Source organism: Streptomyces sp. NPDC101160, assembly GCF_044768205.1.
In the GTDB taxonomy this organism is placed as follows: Bacteria; Actinomycetota; Actinomycetes; order Streptomycetales; family Streptomycetaceae; genus Streptomyces.
In genome coordinates this window covers 1-13540 of the sequence record NZ_JBIWPJ010000009.1, presented here as the reverse complement: position 1 = coordinate 13540, position 13540 = coordinate 1, and the positions used below count along the sequence as shown (strand labels likewise).

Genomic DNA, 13540 nt, shown 5'->3' with positions numbered 1-13540 from the left:
ATGACGGGGGTGCATCGGGGGACAAGTAGTGGGGCATGGAGTGCCAGAACTCGTACTGGAATTGAATGGAAGGACCTGGACCCTCGATCCGTCCAGGTCGTACACCCTGGGCCGGGACCCTCAGGGTGACCTGGTGATCGACGACGCCAGGGTCTCGTGGCGACACGCCACCATCAGCTGGGGCGGCCGGAGTTGGGTCATCGAGGACCACGGCTCCACCAACGGCACGTTCGTGCAGGGCCAGCGGATCCACCAGGTGGAGATCGGCCCCGGCTCGGCCGTCCACCTCGGCAACGCCACCGACGGCCCGCGGCTCAACCTCGCCGCCGCCGGAGCACCGGCCCAGCCGCAGGCCCAGCAGGCCGTGCCGCAGGCCGTACCGCAGCAGCAGGCGCCGCACGCCGTGCAGCAGCCCGCGCACCTGCCCCACGGCCTGCACCAGGAGGTCACCCACCAGGGTCCGCCGCAGCAGCAGCCCGGCTGGCAGCAGCAGGCCCCCCACGCGGGCGGGCACCAGGTCCCGCCGCAGGTCCCGCACCAGCAGGCCGGCCACGGCGGCCCCCAGGGCGCGGCCCCGGTCCACGGCGACCGCAGCCCCACGACCTTCTACGAGATGACGCTCGGCCGCGTCATGCGCATCGGTCGTGCCCTCGGGAACGAGCTGGTCGTCTCCGACCTCCAGGTCTCCCGCCTGCACGCCGAGTTCCACGCGACGCCCGACGGGCGCTTCGAGATCCGCGACCTCGGCTCGCACAACGGCACGTACGTCAACGGTCTGCCGATCCCGAAGGGCGGCACCGCCCTCCTCGGCCCGAACGACATCGTCGGCGTCGGCCACTCGACCTTCCGGATCGTCGGCAACCAGCTCGAGGAGTTCGTCGACACCGGCGACGTCTCCTTCTCGGCCCGTCACCTCACGGTGACCGTCGACGGCGGCAAGCAGATCCTCAAGGACGTCACCTTCGGCGTCCCGGAGAAGTCGCTCATCGGCGTCATCGGCCCCTCCGGCTCCGGCAAGTCGACCCTCCTCAAGGCGCTCACCGGCTACCGGCCCGCCGACCAGGGCGACGTCCTCTACGACAACCGCAGCCTCTACAAGCAGTTCGCCGAGCTGCGCCAGCGCATCGGTCTGGTCCCGCAGGACGACATCCTGCACAAGGAGCTGACCGTCCAGAAGGCGCTCAAGTACGCCGCCAAGCTCCGCTTCCCCGCGGACACCAGCGAGCAGGAGCGTGCCGAGCGCGTCGGCGAGGTGCTGCGCGAGCTCAAGCTCGACATCCACAAGGAGAAGAAGGTCACCTCCCTCTCCGGCGGCCAGCGCAAGCGTGTCTCGGTCGCCCTGGAGCTGCTGACCAAGCCCTCCCTGATCTTCCTGGACGAGCCGACCTCCGGCCTCGACCCGGGCATGGACCGCGATGTCATGCAGCTGCTGCGCGGCCTCGCCGACGACGGCCGCACGGTCCTCGTCGTCACCCACTCGGTGGCCGAGCTGGCCCTGTGCGACAAGCTGCTCGTGATGGCGCCCGGCGGCTCGGTGGCGTACTTCGGTCCGCCGGAGGAGGCGCTGAACTTCTTCGGCTACTCCACCTGGGCCGACGTCTTCTCCGCGTTCGAGAACTACCGCGACTACGACTGGGCGGGCCGCTGGAAGGGCTCGCAGCACTACCAGATGTACGCGGCGGAGATCGACGCCGTCGCCGCGCAGCCGGTGCAGATGCCGCACCAGGCCCAGCAGGCGATGACCAAGCCGCCCAAGCCGCAGGGCTGGGGCTCCCAGCTGTGGACCCTGATCCGCCGCTATGTGTCGGTGATCGCCTCCGACCGGGGCTTCCTGGCCCTGATGGTGATCCTGCCGGCCGTGCTCGGCGGCGTGTCCGTGGTCATCCCCGCCAAGTTCGGCCTGGCCCCGCCCGAGCTGCCGTCCCGGTTCAACGGAGCCGCCGGCACGATCATGCTGATCCTCACGGTCGGCATGTGCTTCTCCGGCGCCGCGAACTCGGTCCGTGAGCTGATCAAGGAACGGGTCATCTACGAACGGGAGCGCGCCACCGGCCTGTCCCGCTCGGCGTACCTGATGTCCAAGGTGATCGTCCTCGGCCTGATCACCGCCTTCCAGGGCGTGATCATCTGCGGCATCGGCTTCACGCCGCGGAAGATGCCCACCGAGGGCCTGATCATGCCGCCGGCCGTCGAGCTGTGCCTGGTGATCATCGCGCTCGGCCTGACCTCGATGATGGTCGGCCTGGTGATCTCCGCCCTGGTGAAGACCGCCGAGAAGACCATGCCGCTGCTGGTTATGTTCGCGATCGTCCAGGTCGTGTTCACCGGCGTCCTCTTCCAGGTGTACAGCTCGCCCGGCCTGGAGCAGTTCGCCTGGCTCATGCCCTCCCGCTGGGGCATCGCGGGCGCCGGCACCACCCTGGACATGGCGCACCTGATGGCGCCCTGGGACCCGAAGAACCCGACCGACCTGGACCCGCTGTGGGAGCACAGCGCCGGCCAGTGGGGCTTCAACATCACGGTGCTGCTGGTCATGACCGCCGTCCTCGGCGTCCTCGTGGCGCGGCTGCTGCGCCGTCACGAGCCCGAGGTCATGCGCAAGTGACGCCTGCGTAGAGACGCCCCGAAGGGCGGCACCCCGCACGGGGTGCCGCCCTTCGGCGTACGGGCGCGGAGGCTCAGTACGCGCTGTTGACGTTGTCGATCGAGCCGTAGCGGTCGGCCGCGTAGTTGCAGGCGGCGACGATGTTGGCGACCGGGTCGTACTGGTCGAACTTGGTGCCGGCGATGTGGTACGCCTTGAAGGTCGGGTAGATCACCTGGAGCAGGCCCTTGGACGGGACGCCGTTGATGGCGTTGATGTCCCAGTTGTTGATCGCGAACGGGTTGCCGCTGGACTCGCGCATCACGTTCCGGTAGATGCCGTTGTACGTGCCCGGGATGTTGTGCTTGTCCATGATGTACAGGGACTCGCGGATCCATCCGTCGAGGTTGTTCGCGAAGATCGGCTTGCGGACCGTGGAGCGGTTCGCGGCGGCCTTCTGCGCGGCGCGCTTCTTGGCGTCGGCCTCGGCCTTCTTCTTGGCCTCCGCCTTCTTCTTCGCCTCGGCGGCCTTGGCGGCGGCGTCGGCCTTGGCCTTCGCGGCCTTCGCCTTGGCGGCGGCAGCGGCCTTGGCCTTGGCGTCGGCCTCCTGCTTCGCCTTGAGGGCGAAGGTGGAGCTCTGCTGGTCGAGGCTGGCAGCGAGCGCCTTGGCCTGCGGGCTGCTGGCGTCGTAGGACCAGGCGACCTGCTGGGTGTTGGCCAGGGCCTGCGGCTCGGTCTCGGTGGAGCCGTGGTTGCCCGGGACGAGGGTGAAGCCGAGCGCTGCGGCGCTCAGAGCGGCGACGCCGGCGATGGTGGCCTTGTGGGTCTTCTTCAGACCACGACTGTGGCCAGGGGTGTTCGCAGACATGCAGGAATACCTCTTCGAATCGCAGGGGGTCGCTCAGGCCGGGGGCGGCGCTGCGCCTCGCATCGGCGGCGACGGACGCAATTCTTAGCGGCAGCAAAATGCTGTGGCAAAGGTGTGACGTACGATCCCGGGTAGTGGATCAGGTGCCCCGCGGGAGCGCCACCGGGCCGCTTTGTGACCGGTTGGGGTGGCATTCATCCGGCTTTTACGTATCCACTAGGGGGATTCGTAAGTGACGTGCGTCCTATGCGCGGGCTCACATCGGCCGCGTAACAGACTCACCAGGCGTTGCGTGAGCAATGCGCACGGTGAGGTGCTGCCCGGGCACCCCCGGACCTAGGTCTCCGGTCCCGCCCCGCCGCCGTCCGCGGACGGATACGGACTGTCACACCCCGCCGGTACGGTGATCCCATGACCCATCGACCGAGCTCGGGCCTGGCCGCCGTGAGCAGCGCGCTCCTCGCGATGAACCGCCAGATGGAGGTCCGCGACGTCCTCAAGACGATCGTGGCCTCGGCCCGCGAGCTCCTCGACGCCGAGTACGCGGCGCTCGGCGTCCCCGACGACCACGGCGGCTTCGCCCAGTTCGTCGTCGACGGCGTCAGCGACGACGTGTGGCGCGCCATCGGCCCGCTGCCGCGCCAGCACGGCATCCTCGCCGCCATGCTCCACAAGGCCGAGCCCGAGCGGCTCGCCGACGTCCGCAAGGACCCCCGCTTCGAGGGCTGGCCGACCGCCCACCCCGAGATGTCCGACTTCCTGGGCCTGCCCGTCCGCGACGGCGACGAGATCCTCGCCGCCCTCTTCCTCGCCAACAAGCGCTGCCCCAAGCCCGAGGGCAGCTGCGGCTTCACCGCCGAGGACGAGGAGCTGCTCACCCTCATCGCCCAGCACGCCGCCATCGCCCTCACCAACGCGCGCCTGTACGAGCGCAGCCGCGAGCTCACCATCGCCGAGGAGCGCTCCCGCCTCGCGCACGAGCTGCACGACGCCGTCAGCCAGAAGCTGTTCTCCCTGCGGCTCACCGCCCAGGCCGCCGCCGCCCTCGTCGACCGCGACCCGGCCCGCGCCAAGGGCGAGCTCCAGCAGGTCGCCGAGCTCGCCGCCGAGGCCGCCGACGAGCTGCGCGCCGCCGTCGTCGAGCTGCGCCCCGCCGCGCTCGACGAGGACGGCCTCGTCCACACCCTGCGCACCCAGATCCAGGTCCTCGACCGCGCCCACACCGCGCGCATCACCTTCGAGGCCGCCGGCATACGGGCCCTGCCCGCCGCCCAGGAGGAGGCCGTGCTCCGCGTCGCCCAGGAGGCCCTGCACAACGCGCTGCGGCACTCCGGAGCCGGTCTGGTCACCGTCACCCTCGGCCGCAGCGGCCAGGGCGCGAGACTCACCGTCACCGACGACGGCAAGGGCTTCGACCCCACGACCGTCCGCAGCGCCGGCCGTCACCTCGGCCTGGTCTCCATGCGCGACCGGGCCGCCGGCGTCGGCGGCGGACTCAGCGTGACCTCGGCCCCGGGGCGCGGCACCACGATCGAGATGGAGGTTCCCGGTGGCTGAAGAAAAGAGGGGCAGCGCGGAGCGCTTCGACAGAAGGGCGGTGGTGGGAGACGGGAGGGCGATCCGAGTCCTGCTCGTCGACGACCACCAGGTCGTCCGGCGCGGCCTGCGCACCTTCCTCGAGGTACAGGACGACATAGAAGTGGTGGGGGAGGCGTCCGACGGCGCCGAGGGCGTCGCCCGCGCCGAGGAGCTGCGGCCGGACGTCGTCCTCATGGACGTCAAGATGCCCGGCACCGGCGGCATCGAGGCCCTGAAGCAGCTGCGCGAGCTCGGCAACCCGGCGCGCGTCCTCATCGTCACCAGCTTCACCGAGCAGCGCACGGTCGTCCCCGCGCTGCGCGCGGGTGCCGGCGGATACGTCTACAAGGACATCGACCCCGACGCCCTCGCCGCCGCCATCCGCTCCGTCCACGCCGGGCACGTCCTGCTCCAGCCCGAGGTCGCCGACGCGCTCCTCAGCCAGGACGACCACGGCCCGGGCGGCGGCACGGGGCGCGGCTCCACGCTGACGGAGCGGGAGCGGGAGGTCCTGGGCCTGATCGCGGACGGGCGCTCCAACCGGGAGATCGCCCGCGCGCTCGTCCTCTCCGAGAAGACGGTGAAGACGCACGTCTCGAACATCCTCATGAAGCTGGACCTCGCCGACCGCACCCAGGCCGCGCTCTGGGCCGTACGGCACGGCCTGACCTCGTAACCGCGTTCCCCTCTTCATACTGTCGGGCGTATGTCCCCCACATGGCGCAACCGAACGGGGGCGGCGGCGTTCTTCAGGGCGTGCTGCGGCGGACCGGCCGCGGCGATGACCAGGAGGAACCTCTCGTGAACAACCTCAAGAAGGCCGCCGCCCTCACGATGACCGTCGGCGCCGTGCTCGCCGCCGGTGCCGGCGTCGCCTCCGCCGACAGCGGCGCCGACGCCCAGGCCGTCCACTCGCCGGGCGTCGCCTCCGGCAACGTGGTGCAGGCCCCGGTCCACGTCCCCGTGAACGTCTCCGGCAACACGATCAACGTGATCGGCCTGCTCAACCCGGCCTTCGGCAACACCGCCGCCAACTCCTGACGGCTGCCCCCGCACACTCCCGGCCCCTGGACGATCCCCCAGGGGCCGGGCCCCGTTCCGCCCCCGACAGGACCGGCTAGAAGCCCCTGTCCCTCTCCCTCTCCTCCACGTACGCGTTGTACGCGGCCACCTGTGCCCTCCGCGCCACCCGCTCCACCGGCCGCAGCGCCGCGCCCCTCGCCGCCATCTCCGACGCGCTCACCGCGCCGCCGTGGCCGTGGTCGTACGCCAGGTCGACGAGGAGCCCGATGCGCTGGGCCAGCTCCAGGACGCGGACCGCGCGGGGCGGGTAGCCGGGGGCGAGGACCTCGCGGCCGGCCTCGGCGCGGGCGCGGTAGGCGTCGCGGGCCGCGTCGGCCGCCGGGCCGGAGGCGGCGACGTCGAGGCGGGTGAGGACCGTCGTCGCCTCGCGCAGCGCCTCCGCCAGCTCCCGCTCCGCCTCGCCGAGCGAGGGGACGTCCGCCGGCGGCGCCTCCCGCACCGGCAGGCAGTGCCAGACGACCTCCACGTGCAGATCGCCCGCCGGCCCCGCCTCCGAGACCTGCGGCACCAGGCCGTACGGCGCGCCGAAGCCGACCGCCGCCTCCTCCGCGTCGAGCGCCCGCGCGTTGAACTCCGGCGGACCGCTCAGCCCCAGCGGATGCCCCGGCGCCGGCAGCGCGACCCGCCACCCGGTCACCCCGAGCCGCCGCAGCCGCCCGAGCGCCAGCGTCAGGCCCACCGGCCCCGCCTCGCCCGGCAGCCCCTCGACGCGGTGCACCGCGTCCTCCCCGACAATGGCGAGCGCCGCGTCGTCCGGCGACACCGCACCGGCCAGCAGGGCATTGCCCCAGGCGGCCAGACGTCCTGAGCGTGGTTCCGAAAGCATGCCCCCAGAGTAGGGACTCCCGACGACCCCCAAGGCGCAAACCGGGCCACGACGGAGCCCCCAGGGCCAGCCGCGGCCCGCCGGTGGCGTAGGTTTTCCCTGGACGCCGCGCCCACCGGCGCAAGGCGACGACCGAACTCGACCACAAGGGGAGACAACGCGCTCATGAGCGATGTACTGGAGCTGGTGGACGTATCCGTGGTCCGCGACGGACGGGCTCTGGTGGACGAGGTCTCCTGGTCGGTCAAGGAGGGTGAGCGCTGGGTCATCCTCGGCCCCAACGGCGCCGGCAAGACCACCCTCCTCAACATCGCCTCCAGCTACCTCTTCCCCACCAAGGGCAGCGCCACCGTCCTCGGCGAGCGCCTCGGCGGCGTCGGCACCGACGTCTTCGACCTGCGCCCCCGCATCGGCGTGGCCGGCATCGCCATGGCGGAGAAGCTGCCCAAGCGCCAGACCGTGCTGCAGACCGTCCTCACCGCCGCGTACGGCATGACCGCCACCTGGCACGAGGACTACGACCCGGTCGACGAGCAGCGCGCCAAGGCCTTCCTCGACCGCCTCGGCATGAGCGACTACCTGGAGCGCAAGTTCGGCACCCTCTCCGAGGGCGAGCGCAAGCGCACCCTGATCGCCCGCGCGATGATGACCGACCCCGAGCTGCTGCTCCTCGACGAGCCCGCCGCCGGGCTCGACCTCGGCGGCCGTGAGGACCTGGTCCGCCGCCTCGGCCGGCTCGCCCGCGACCCCATCGCCCCCTCGATGATCATGGTGACCCACCATGTCGAGGAGATCGCCCCCGGCTTCACCCACGTCCTGATGATCCGCCAGGGCAAGGTCCTCGCCGCGGGCCCGATGGAGACCGAGCTGACCTCCCGCAACCTGTCCCACTGCTTCGGCCTGCCGCTCGTCGTCGAGCGCAACGGCGACCGCTACACCGCCACCGGCCTGCCGCTCAAGTAGCCGCCGGGCAGCCTTCAGGCCGTCGTCCGGCAGTCCTCCACGCGCCGAGTCCGCACAGCTGCGGCGCCCTGTCACGTACGACCCCACCGCCCTACCATGACCATGTGGACATCGACGCATGGATCTGGTGGCTGATCGGCGCGGTGGGGCTCGGCATCCCTCTCGTCCTCACCGCGATGCCGGAGTTCGGCATGCTCGCCGTCGGCGCGGTGGCCGGAGCGGTGACCGCCGCCCTCGGCTTCGGCGTCGTCTCCCAAGTGGTCGTCTTCGCCGTGGTCTCCGTCGCGCTCATCGCCGTGGTCCGCCCCGTCGCGGCCCGCCACCGCGACGGCCGGCCCCAACTCGCCACCGGCATCGATGCCCTGAAAGGCCGTCAGGCCGTCGTCCTGGAACGGGTCGACGGCAGCGGAGGCCGCATCAAGCTGGCCGGCGAGGTCTGGTCCGCCCGTGCCCTCGACTCCGGGCAGAGCTTCGAACCCGGCGAACAGGTCGACGTCGTCGACATCGACGGCGCCACCGCCGTCGTCATGTGACCCATGTGACCGAACATCACCCATGACCCTCCGCGGTCTGGGAAACTCGATCATCGAGATCATCATCTGGTCATCAACCCGGCAGCGAAGGGCACAGGGAACACGATGTCAGCCATCATCATCGTCCTGATCATTCTGGTGGTGCTTGTCTTCATCGCCCTGATCAAGACGATCCAGGTCATCCCACAGGCCAGCGCCGCCATCGTCGAGCGCTTCGGCCGCTACACCCGCACCCTCAACGCCGGCCTCAACATCGTCGTCCCGTTCATCGACCGCATCCGCAACCGGATCGACCTGCGCGAACAGGTCGTCCCGTTCCCGCCCCAGCCGGTGATCACCCAGGACAACCTGGTCGTCAACATCGACACCGTCATCTACTACCAGGTGACCGACGCCCGCGCCGCCACCTACGAGGTCGCCAGCTACATCCAGGCCATCGAGCAGCTCACCGTCACCACCCTGCGCAACATCATCGGCGGCATGGACCTGGAGCGGACCCTCACCTCCCGCGAGGAGATCAACGCGGCCCTGCGCGGCGTCCTCGACGAGGCCACCGGCAAGTGGGGCATCCGCGTCAACCGCGTCGAGCTCAAGGCCATCGAGCCGCCCACCTCCATCCAGGACTCGATGGAGAAGCAGATGCGCGCCGACCGCGACAAGCGCGCCGCCATCCTCACCGCCGAGGGCATCCGGCAGTCCCAGATCCTCACCGCCGAGGGCGAGAAGCAGTCCGCGATCCTGCGCGCCGAGGGCGAGGCCAAGGCCGCCGCGCTCAAGGCCGAGGGCGAGGCCCAGGCCGTCCGCACGGTCTTCGAGGCCATCCACGCCGGCGACCCGGACCAGAAGCTGCTCTCCTACCAGTACCTCCAGATGCTGCCGAAGATCGCCGCGGGCGACGCCAACAAGCTCTGGATCGTGCCCAGCGAGATCGGCGACGCCCTCAAGGGCCTCTCCGGCGCCTTCGGCAACGTCGCCCCCGGCGTCCCCGGCTTCAACACCAAGGGCTCCGCGCCGAACGACGGCGGCGAGCGCCGCGAAGAGCCCACCGTCGACTGACGGTTCGGGTGTTGGGTGACACGTACACGTAATCCTCTTCCTGGTGCATGATCAGTGCGAGCCCCTCGACTCCGCCGCAAACGGAGCGGGGAGGCGACTCACTGACCCGTAAGGAGATGGCGTTGTCCATCTGGGAAGCACTGGCAGTCTTCGGCGCCGGCACCGCAGCCGGCGCCATCAACACGATCGTCGGATCAGGAACGCTCATCACGTTCCCCGTCCTGCTCGCCACCGGCCTGCCGCCGGTCACCGCGAACGTCTCCAACACCCTCGGCCTCGTCTCCGGCTCCATCAGCGGAGCCATCGGCTACCGCAGCGAACTCAAGGGCCAGACCGCCCGGGTCCTCCGCCTCGGCGGCGTGACCCTCGTCGGCGGACTCGTCGGCGCGATCCTGCTCCTCGCCCTGCCGTCCGACGCCTTCGACGCGATCGTCCCCGTCCTCATCGGACTCGCCCTGGTCCTCGTCGTCCTCCAGCCCCGCATCGCCGCCGCCGTCCAGCGCCGCCGCGAGGCCAGCGGCACCGAGGCCCACCCGCACGGCGGCCCCGCCCTCCTCGTCGGACTCTTCCTCGCCAGCGTGTACGGCGGCTACTTCGGCGCCGCCCAGGGCGTCCTCTACCTCTCCCTGATGGGCCTGCTGCTCCACGACAGCCTGCAGCGCATCAACGCCGTCAAGAACATCCTCGGCGCCGTCGTCAACGGCATCGCCGCCGTCTTCTTCCTCTTCGTCGCCGACTTCGACTGGACCGCCGTCCTCCTCATCGCCGTCGGCTCCACCATCGGCGGCCAGATCGGCGCCAAGGTCGGCAAGCGGCTCTCGCCCACCGTCCTGCGCGGCGTCATCATCGCCGTCGGCATCGTCGCCATCCTCCAGCTCACCCTGAGGTAACGCGCACAGAAGCAACCGCACACGGCAGCGGGCCCGCCCCGGAAAGGGACGGGCCCGCACGTCGTACGGAAACAGAAGGAGTTACGCCGCCGCCTGGCCGGCCAGCCAGCCCGGCAGCTCCGACCGCTCCGCCGCCTTCAGCGCGAGCAGCATCGCGTCCTGCGGAGTCGGCACGAACGGCTGGTGCAGCAGCGGCATCCCCGCCTGCTCCGGCGTCCGGTCCGCCTTGCGGTGGTTGTCCTCCGCGCACGAGGCGACCGTGTTCAGCCAGTGGTCCCCACCGCCCTGCGCCCGCGGCACCACATGGTCCACCGTCGTGGCGCGCTTCCCGCAGTACGCGCACCGGTGCTGGTCCCGGACCAGCACACCCCGCCTCGACCACGCGGCCTGTCTTCGGAACGGCACCCGTACGTACCGGCAGAGCCTGATCACCCGTGGCACCGGCATGTCCACGGCGGCGGCACGAACGCGCAGACCGGGGTGCTCCTGCTCCACGACGGCCTTGTCCTGCAGGACAAGCACCACCGCACGGTTGAGTGTGACCGTCGAAAGCGGCTCGAAGCTCGCGTTCAGTACCAGCGTGTCCCGCATTGTGCCCACCTCCCGTGTGCCGGCCCAGCCCCCCTTGTGGGCTCCGGGCTTGGATCAACTCTGGCCGGGCACGCCGGGTAGGACAACGCAATATCCGCGCAAAGAAAGATGCCCGCTTCTGATCTCTCCAAGACCAGAAGCGGGCAAACAACAAACGAATCTTCAGCTGTTCTCGTACTCACCCACGAGCTGCGCACGCCCGAGCGTGTGGAAGCGCAGATTGAAGCCGACCGCGGCAGGCGGGGTGTCGGCGTCCGGACCCAGCTTCTCCTGGTCCACCGCGTACACGGTGAACACGTACCGGTGCGGCCCGTCCCCCTTAGGCGGGGCGGCCCCGCCGAAGTCCTTCGAGCCGTAGTCGTTACGGGCGTGCACGGCACCCGCCGGCAGCCCCTCGAACGAACCCGAACCCGCACCCGCGGGCAGCTCCGTCACCGACGCCGGGATGTCGAACAGCACCCAGTGCCAGAACCCGCTGCCGGTCGGCGCGTCCGGATCGAAGCACGTCACGGCGAAGCTCTTCGTCTCCGCCGGGAACCCCTCCCAGCGCAGCTGCGGCGAGGTGTTCCCCGCCGCGTACACCTGAGCGTCCTTCAGCACCCCGCCCTCGACGACGTCGTCGCTCACCACCGTGAACGACGCCACCGGCGGGTGGAAGTCATGGGGAAGCGGTGCCCTCTTGCCCTCGGCCATGTCTGGACCTCCGTATCGCTGACCGGCCTTGTGAAGGCGAGCCTAGAACCAGTTGCGGCGCCCGCCGACCTCGGCGAGCCACTGGTTCAGATACGCCGCCCAGTCGGTCGTGTGGAAGTCGTGCAGCCCCACCTGGAAGGCGCGGTACGAGTCGCTGCCCTCGGTGAACAGACCCGGCTTCTTGTCCATCTCCAGGACGACGTCCATCGCCCGGTCGTCCGCGACGAAGCTGACCTCGACCTGGTTCAGACCCCGGTACTGCGACGGGGCGAAGAACTCGATCTCCTGGTAGAAGGGCAGCCGCTGCCGCGTACCCCGGATGTGCCCGCGCTCCATGTCCGCGTTCTTGAAGCGGAAGCCCAGCTGGATGAAGGCGTCCAGGATCGCCTGCTGCGCCGGCAGCGGGTGCACGTTGATCGGGTCCAGGTCACCGGAGTCCACCGCACGGGCGATCTCCAGCTCCGTCGTCACCCCGATGTGCATCCCGCGCAGCTGCTGCCCGGCGATCGCGGTGACCGGCGTCTCCCACGGGATCTCCAGACCGAACGGCACCACGTGCACCGCCCCGGCCTGCACCTCGAAGGCACCGCCGAGCCGCACCTTCACGAACTCGATGTCCTGCTTGTACTCCGAGTCGCCGCTCTCGACCTCGACCCGCGCCTGCAGGCCGACGGACAGCCCCTCGATCTGCTGGGCCACCGAACCGCCCTGGATCCGCACCTCACCCTGGACGACGCCACCCGGGACGACGTTCTCCTCGGTGAGCACGGTCTCCACCGAAGCACCGCCGGCCCCCAGGCTCGCGAGCAGCTTCTTGAACCCCATGAACGACTCCTTCTCTCTGTCTCTGTGTACGTCTGTCAGTCCTGCGCTGTCCTGACCCCTACATACGCCCGACGACCGTAGCCGGTTCCCCACCACTCCCCGTTACGCTCGGACGCCATGAGCGAGAGCCCCGACCGTACGCCGCTCCCGCGGAGCTTCTTCGACCGCCCGGTCCTGGAGGTCGCCCCCGACCTCCTCGGCCGCACGCTCGTACGGAACTCCCCGGACGGCCGCATCGAGCTGCGCCTCACCGAGGTGGAGGCGTACGCGGGCGCCATCGACCCCGGCTCGCACGCCTTCCGCGGCCGCACCGCACGCAACGCCGTCATGTTCGGCCCGCCCGGACACGCGTACGTCTACTTCACCTACGGCATGTGGCACTGCCTCAACCTGGTCTGCGGCCCCGAGGGCGAGGCGAGCGGAGTGCTCCTCCGCGCGGGGGAGATCCGCACGGGCGCCGAACAGGCACGGAAGCGCCGGCTCTCCGCGCGGTACGACTCCGAGCTCGCGACGGGCCCGGCCCGCCTCGCCACGGCCCTCGACGTCGCCCGCTCCCTGAACGGCACCGACGTCTGCGCCGGCCCGGACGCCCCCCTCGCCGTCCTCCACGGCACCCCGCCCGCACCCGACCTCATCCGCAGCGGCCCCCGCACCGGCGTGGGCGGCGAAGGCGCCCCACACCCCTGGCGCTTCTGGATCGACGGCGACCACACCGTGAGCCCCTACCGGGCCCACGTGCCACGCAAGCGCACGGCCGGCGCTGGGCTTGACTCGGGTCCGAGGGGTGAGTAATGTGGCCCGAGCCGCTGGAGACGGGCAGTGCTTACTCCAGTCTCCCGGAGCGGCCACTCACTCACTTACAACGGATCCCGACAGGGCTTATTTCGGCATACCGAAATTTGTTCCAATCGGCTCGATTATGAGTCGCCAGGGAAACCCGCTAAAGTAGTGGACACGCCGGAAGGCCCCGAAAGAACGACGAAAGTCGGGAAAGCGGGACCGGAAAGCACCGAGGAAATCGGATCGGAAAGATCTGATAGAGTCGGAAAC

The 13540-nt window shown here is 70.4% G+C and carries 14 protein-coding genes; 9 read left to right on the top strand and 5 right to left on the bottom strand.

Annotation, left to right across the window (positions count from 1 at the left end; all coding sequences use genetic code 11):
* The first annotated feature begins 28 nt into the window (after nucleotides 1-28).
* Nucleotides 29-2605 carry an FHA domain-containing protein gene (locus ACIRSU_RS27905; RefSeq protein ID WP_403797579.1) on the top strand — a complete coding sequence of 859 codons (2577 nt, stop codon included), beginning with the start codon at nucleotides 29-31 and terminating at the stop codon, nucleotides 2603-2605.
* A gap of 73 nt (nucleotides 2606-2678) precedes the next feature.
* Here ACIRSU_RS27905 and ACIRSU_RS27900 read toward each other — a convergent pair whose 3' ends face one another.
* A complete protein-coding gene (locus tag ACIRSU_RS27900) occupies nucleotides 2679-3452 on the bottom strand; it encodes a transglycosylase SLT domain-containing protein (protein ID WP_403797576.1) in 774 nt (257 codons plus the stop codon).
* 411 nt (nucleotides 3453-3863) lie between these two features.
* Here ACIRSU_RS27900 and ACIRSU_RS27895 point away from each other — a divergent pair, with 411 nt between their 5' ends.
* From ACIRSU_RS27895 to ACIRSU_RS27885, 3 genes are all read left to right on the top strand, one after another.
* A complete protein-coding gene (locus ACIRSU_RS27895) occupies nucleotides 3864-5009 on the top strand; it encodes a GAF domain-containing sensor histidine kinase (protein ID WP_403797573.1) in 1146 nt (381 codons plus the stop codon).
* 43 nt (nucleotides 5010-5052) lie between these two features.
* Entirely contained in the window at nucleotides 5053-5706 is a 654-nt protein-coding gene (locus ACIRSU_RS27890) for a response regulator (RefSeq protein ID WP_403798568.1), read from the top strand.
* Nucleotides 5707-5831: 125 nt separating this feature from the next.
* Nucleotides 5832-6071 (top strand): chaplin, encoded by a 240-nt coding sequence (locus tag ACIRSU_RS27885; RefSeq protein WP_403797570.1) that lies wholly within the window; start codon nucleotides 5832-5834, stop codon nucleotides 6069-6071.
* Nucleotides 6072-6147: 76 nt separating this feature from the next.
* On the opposite strand, the gene ACIRSU_RS27880 is transcribed toward ACIRSU_RS27885, so the two are convergent.
* Nucleotides 6148-6939, bottom strand: coding sequence for a hypothetical protein (locus tag ACIRSU_RS27880; protein WP_403797568.1), 792 nt, complete (start codon nucleotides 6937-6939; stop codon nucleotides 6148-6150).
* A 165-nt stretch (nucleotides 6940-7104) separates the two neighbouring features.
* Between ACIRSU_RS27880 and ACIRSU_RS27875 the strand changes: the two genes are divergently transcribed.
* The 4 genes from ACIRSU_RS27875 to ACIRSU_RS27860 all read left to right on the top strand — a co-directional run bounded on the left by ACIRSU_RS27875 (nucleotide 7105) and on the right by ACIRSU_RS27860 (nucleotide 10381).
* Nucleotides 7105-7902: an ABC transporter ATP-binding protein gene (locus tag ACIRSU_RS27875; protein ID WP_403797565.1), complete on the top strand. Its 798-nt coding sequence runs from the start codon at nucleotides 7105-7107 to the stop codon at nucleotides 7900-7902.
* Between the two features lie 104 nt (nucleotides 7903-8006).
* On the top strand, nucleotides 8007-8435 hold the full coding sequence (locus tag ACIRSU_RS27870) for an NfeD family protein (protein ID WP_403797563.1): 429 nt from the start codon (nucleotides 8007-8009) through the stop codon (nucleotides 8433-8435).
* A gap of 105 nt (nucleotides 8436-8540) precedes the next feature.
* Nucleotides 8541-9491 carry an SPFH domain-containing protein gene (locus ACIRSU_RS27865; protein WP_403797561.1) on the top strand — a complete coding sequence of 317 codons (951 nt, stop codon included), beginning with the start codon at nucleotides 8541-8543 and terminating at the stop codon, nucleotides 9489-9491.
* Nucleotides 9492-9607: 116 nt separating this feature from the next.
* Nucleotides 9608-10381: a sulfite exporter TauE/SafE family protein gene (locus tag ACIRSU_RS27860; protein ID WP_403797559.1), complete on the top strand. Its 774-nt coding sequence runs from the start codon at nucleotides 9608-9610 to the stop codon at nucleotides 10379-10381.
* Between the two features lie 81 nt (nucleotides 10382-10462).
* Here ACIRSU_RS27860 and ACIRSU_RS27855 read toward each other — a convergent pair whose 3' ends face one another.
* The 3 genes from ACIRSU_RS27855 to ACIRSU_RS27845 all read right to left on the bottom strand — a co-directional run bounded on the left by ACIRSU_RS27855 (nucleotide 10463) and on the right by ACIRSU_RS27845 (nucleotide 12490).
* Nucleotides 10463-10972, bottom strand: a complete 510-nt coding sequence (locus tag ACIRSU_RS27855; RefSeq protein WP_403797557.1) for an HNH endonuclease — start codon at nucleotides 10970-10972, stop codon at nucleotides 10463-10465.
* 162 nt (nucleotides 10973-11134) lie between these two features.
* On the bottom strand, nucleotides 11135-11665 hold the full coding sequence (locus ACIRSU_RS27850; protein ID WP_403797555.1) for a YbhB/YbcL family Raf kinase inhibitor-like protein: 531 nt from the start codon (nucleotides 11663-11665) through the stop codon (nucleotides 11135-11137).
* A 42-nt stretch (nucleotides 11666-11707) separates the two neighbouring features.
* The gene (locus tag ACIRSU_RS27845; protein WP_403797552.1) at nucleotides 11708-12490 is read right to left on the bottom strand and encodes a sporulation protein; all 783 of its coding nucleotides are present in this window, start codon (nucleotides 12488-12490) and stop codon (nucleotides 11708-11710) included.
* A 117-nt stretch (nucleotides 12491-12607) separates the two neighbouring features.
* Here ACIRSU_RS27845 and ACIRSU_RS27840 point away from each other — a divergent pair, with 117 nt between their 5' ends.
* Nucleotides 12608-13282, top strand: a complete 675-nt coding sequence (locus tag ACIRSU_RS27840; protein WP_403797550.1) for a DNA-3-methyladenine glycosylase — start codon at nucleotides 12608-12610, stop codon at nucleotides 13280-13282.
* Nucleotides 13283-13540 lie beyond the last annotated feature (258 nt).

Coding starts and splice junctions, on each gene's coding strand:
- ACIRSU_RS27900 (WP_403797576.1), bottom strand. CDS start 3,452: ATGTCTGCGAACACCCCTGGCCACAGTCGTGGTCTGAAGAAGACCCAC.
- ACIRSU_RS27895 (WP_403797573.1), top strand. CDS start 3,864: ATGACCCATCGACCGAGCTCGGGCCTGGCCGCCGTGAGCAGCGCGCTC.
- ACIRSU_RS27880 (WP_403797568.1), bottom strand. CDS start 6,939: ATGCTTTCGGAACCACGCTCAGGACGTCTGGCCGCCTGGGGCAATGCC.
- ACIRSU_RS27875 (WP_403797565.1), top strand. CDS start 7,105: ATGAGCGATGTACTGGAGCTGGTGGACGTATCCGTGGTCCGCGACGGA.
- ACIRSU_RS27865 (WP_403797561.1), top strand. CDS start 8,541: ATGTCAGCCATCATCATCGTCCTGATCATTCTGGTGGTGCTTGTCTTC.
- ACIRSU_RS27860 (WP_403797559.1), top strand. CDS start 9,608: ATGGCGTTGTCCATCTGGGAAGCACTGGCAGTCTTCGGCGCCGGCACC.
- ACIRSU_RS27855 (WP_403797557.1), bottom strand. CDS start 10,972: ATGCGGGACACGCTGGTACTGAACGCGAGCTTCGAGCCGCTTTCGACG.
- ACIRSU_RS27850 (WP_403797555.1), bottom strand. CDS start 11,665: ATGGCCGAGGGCAAGAGGGCACCGCTTCCCCATGACTTCCACCCGCCG.
- ACIRSU_RS27845 (WP_403797552.1), bottom strand. CDS start 12,490: ATGGGGTTCAAGAAGCTGCTCGCGAGCCTGGGGGCCGGCGGTGCTTCG.
- ACIRSU_RS27840 (WP_403797550.1), top strand. CDS start 12,608: ATGAGCGAGAGCCCCGACCGTACGCCGCTCCCGCGGAGCTTCTTCGAC.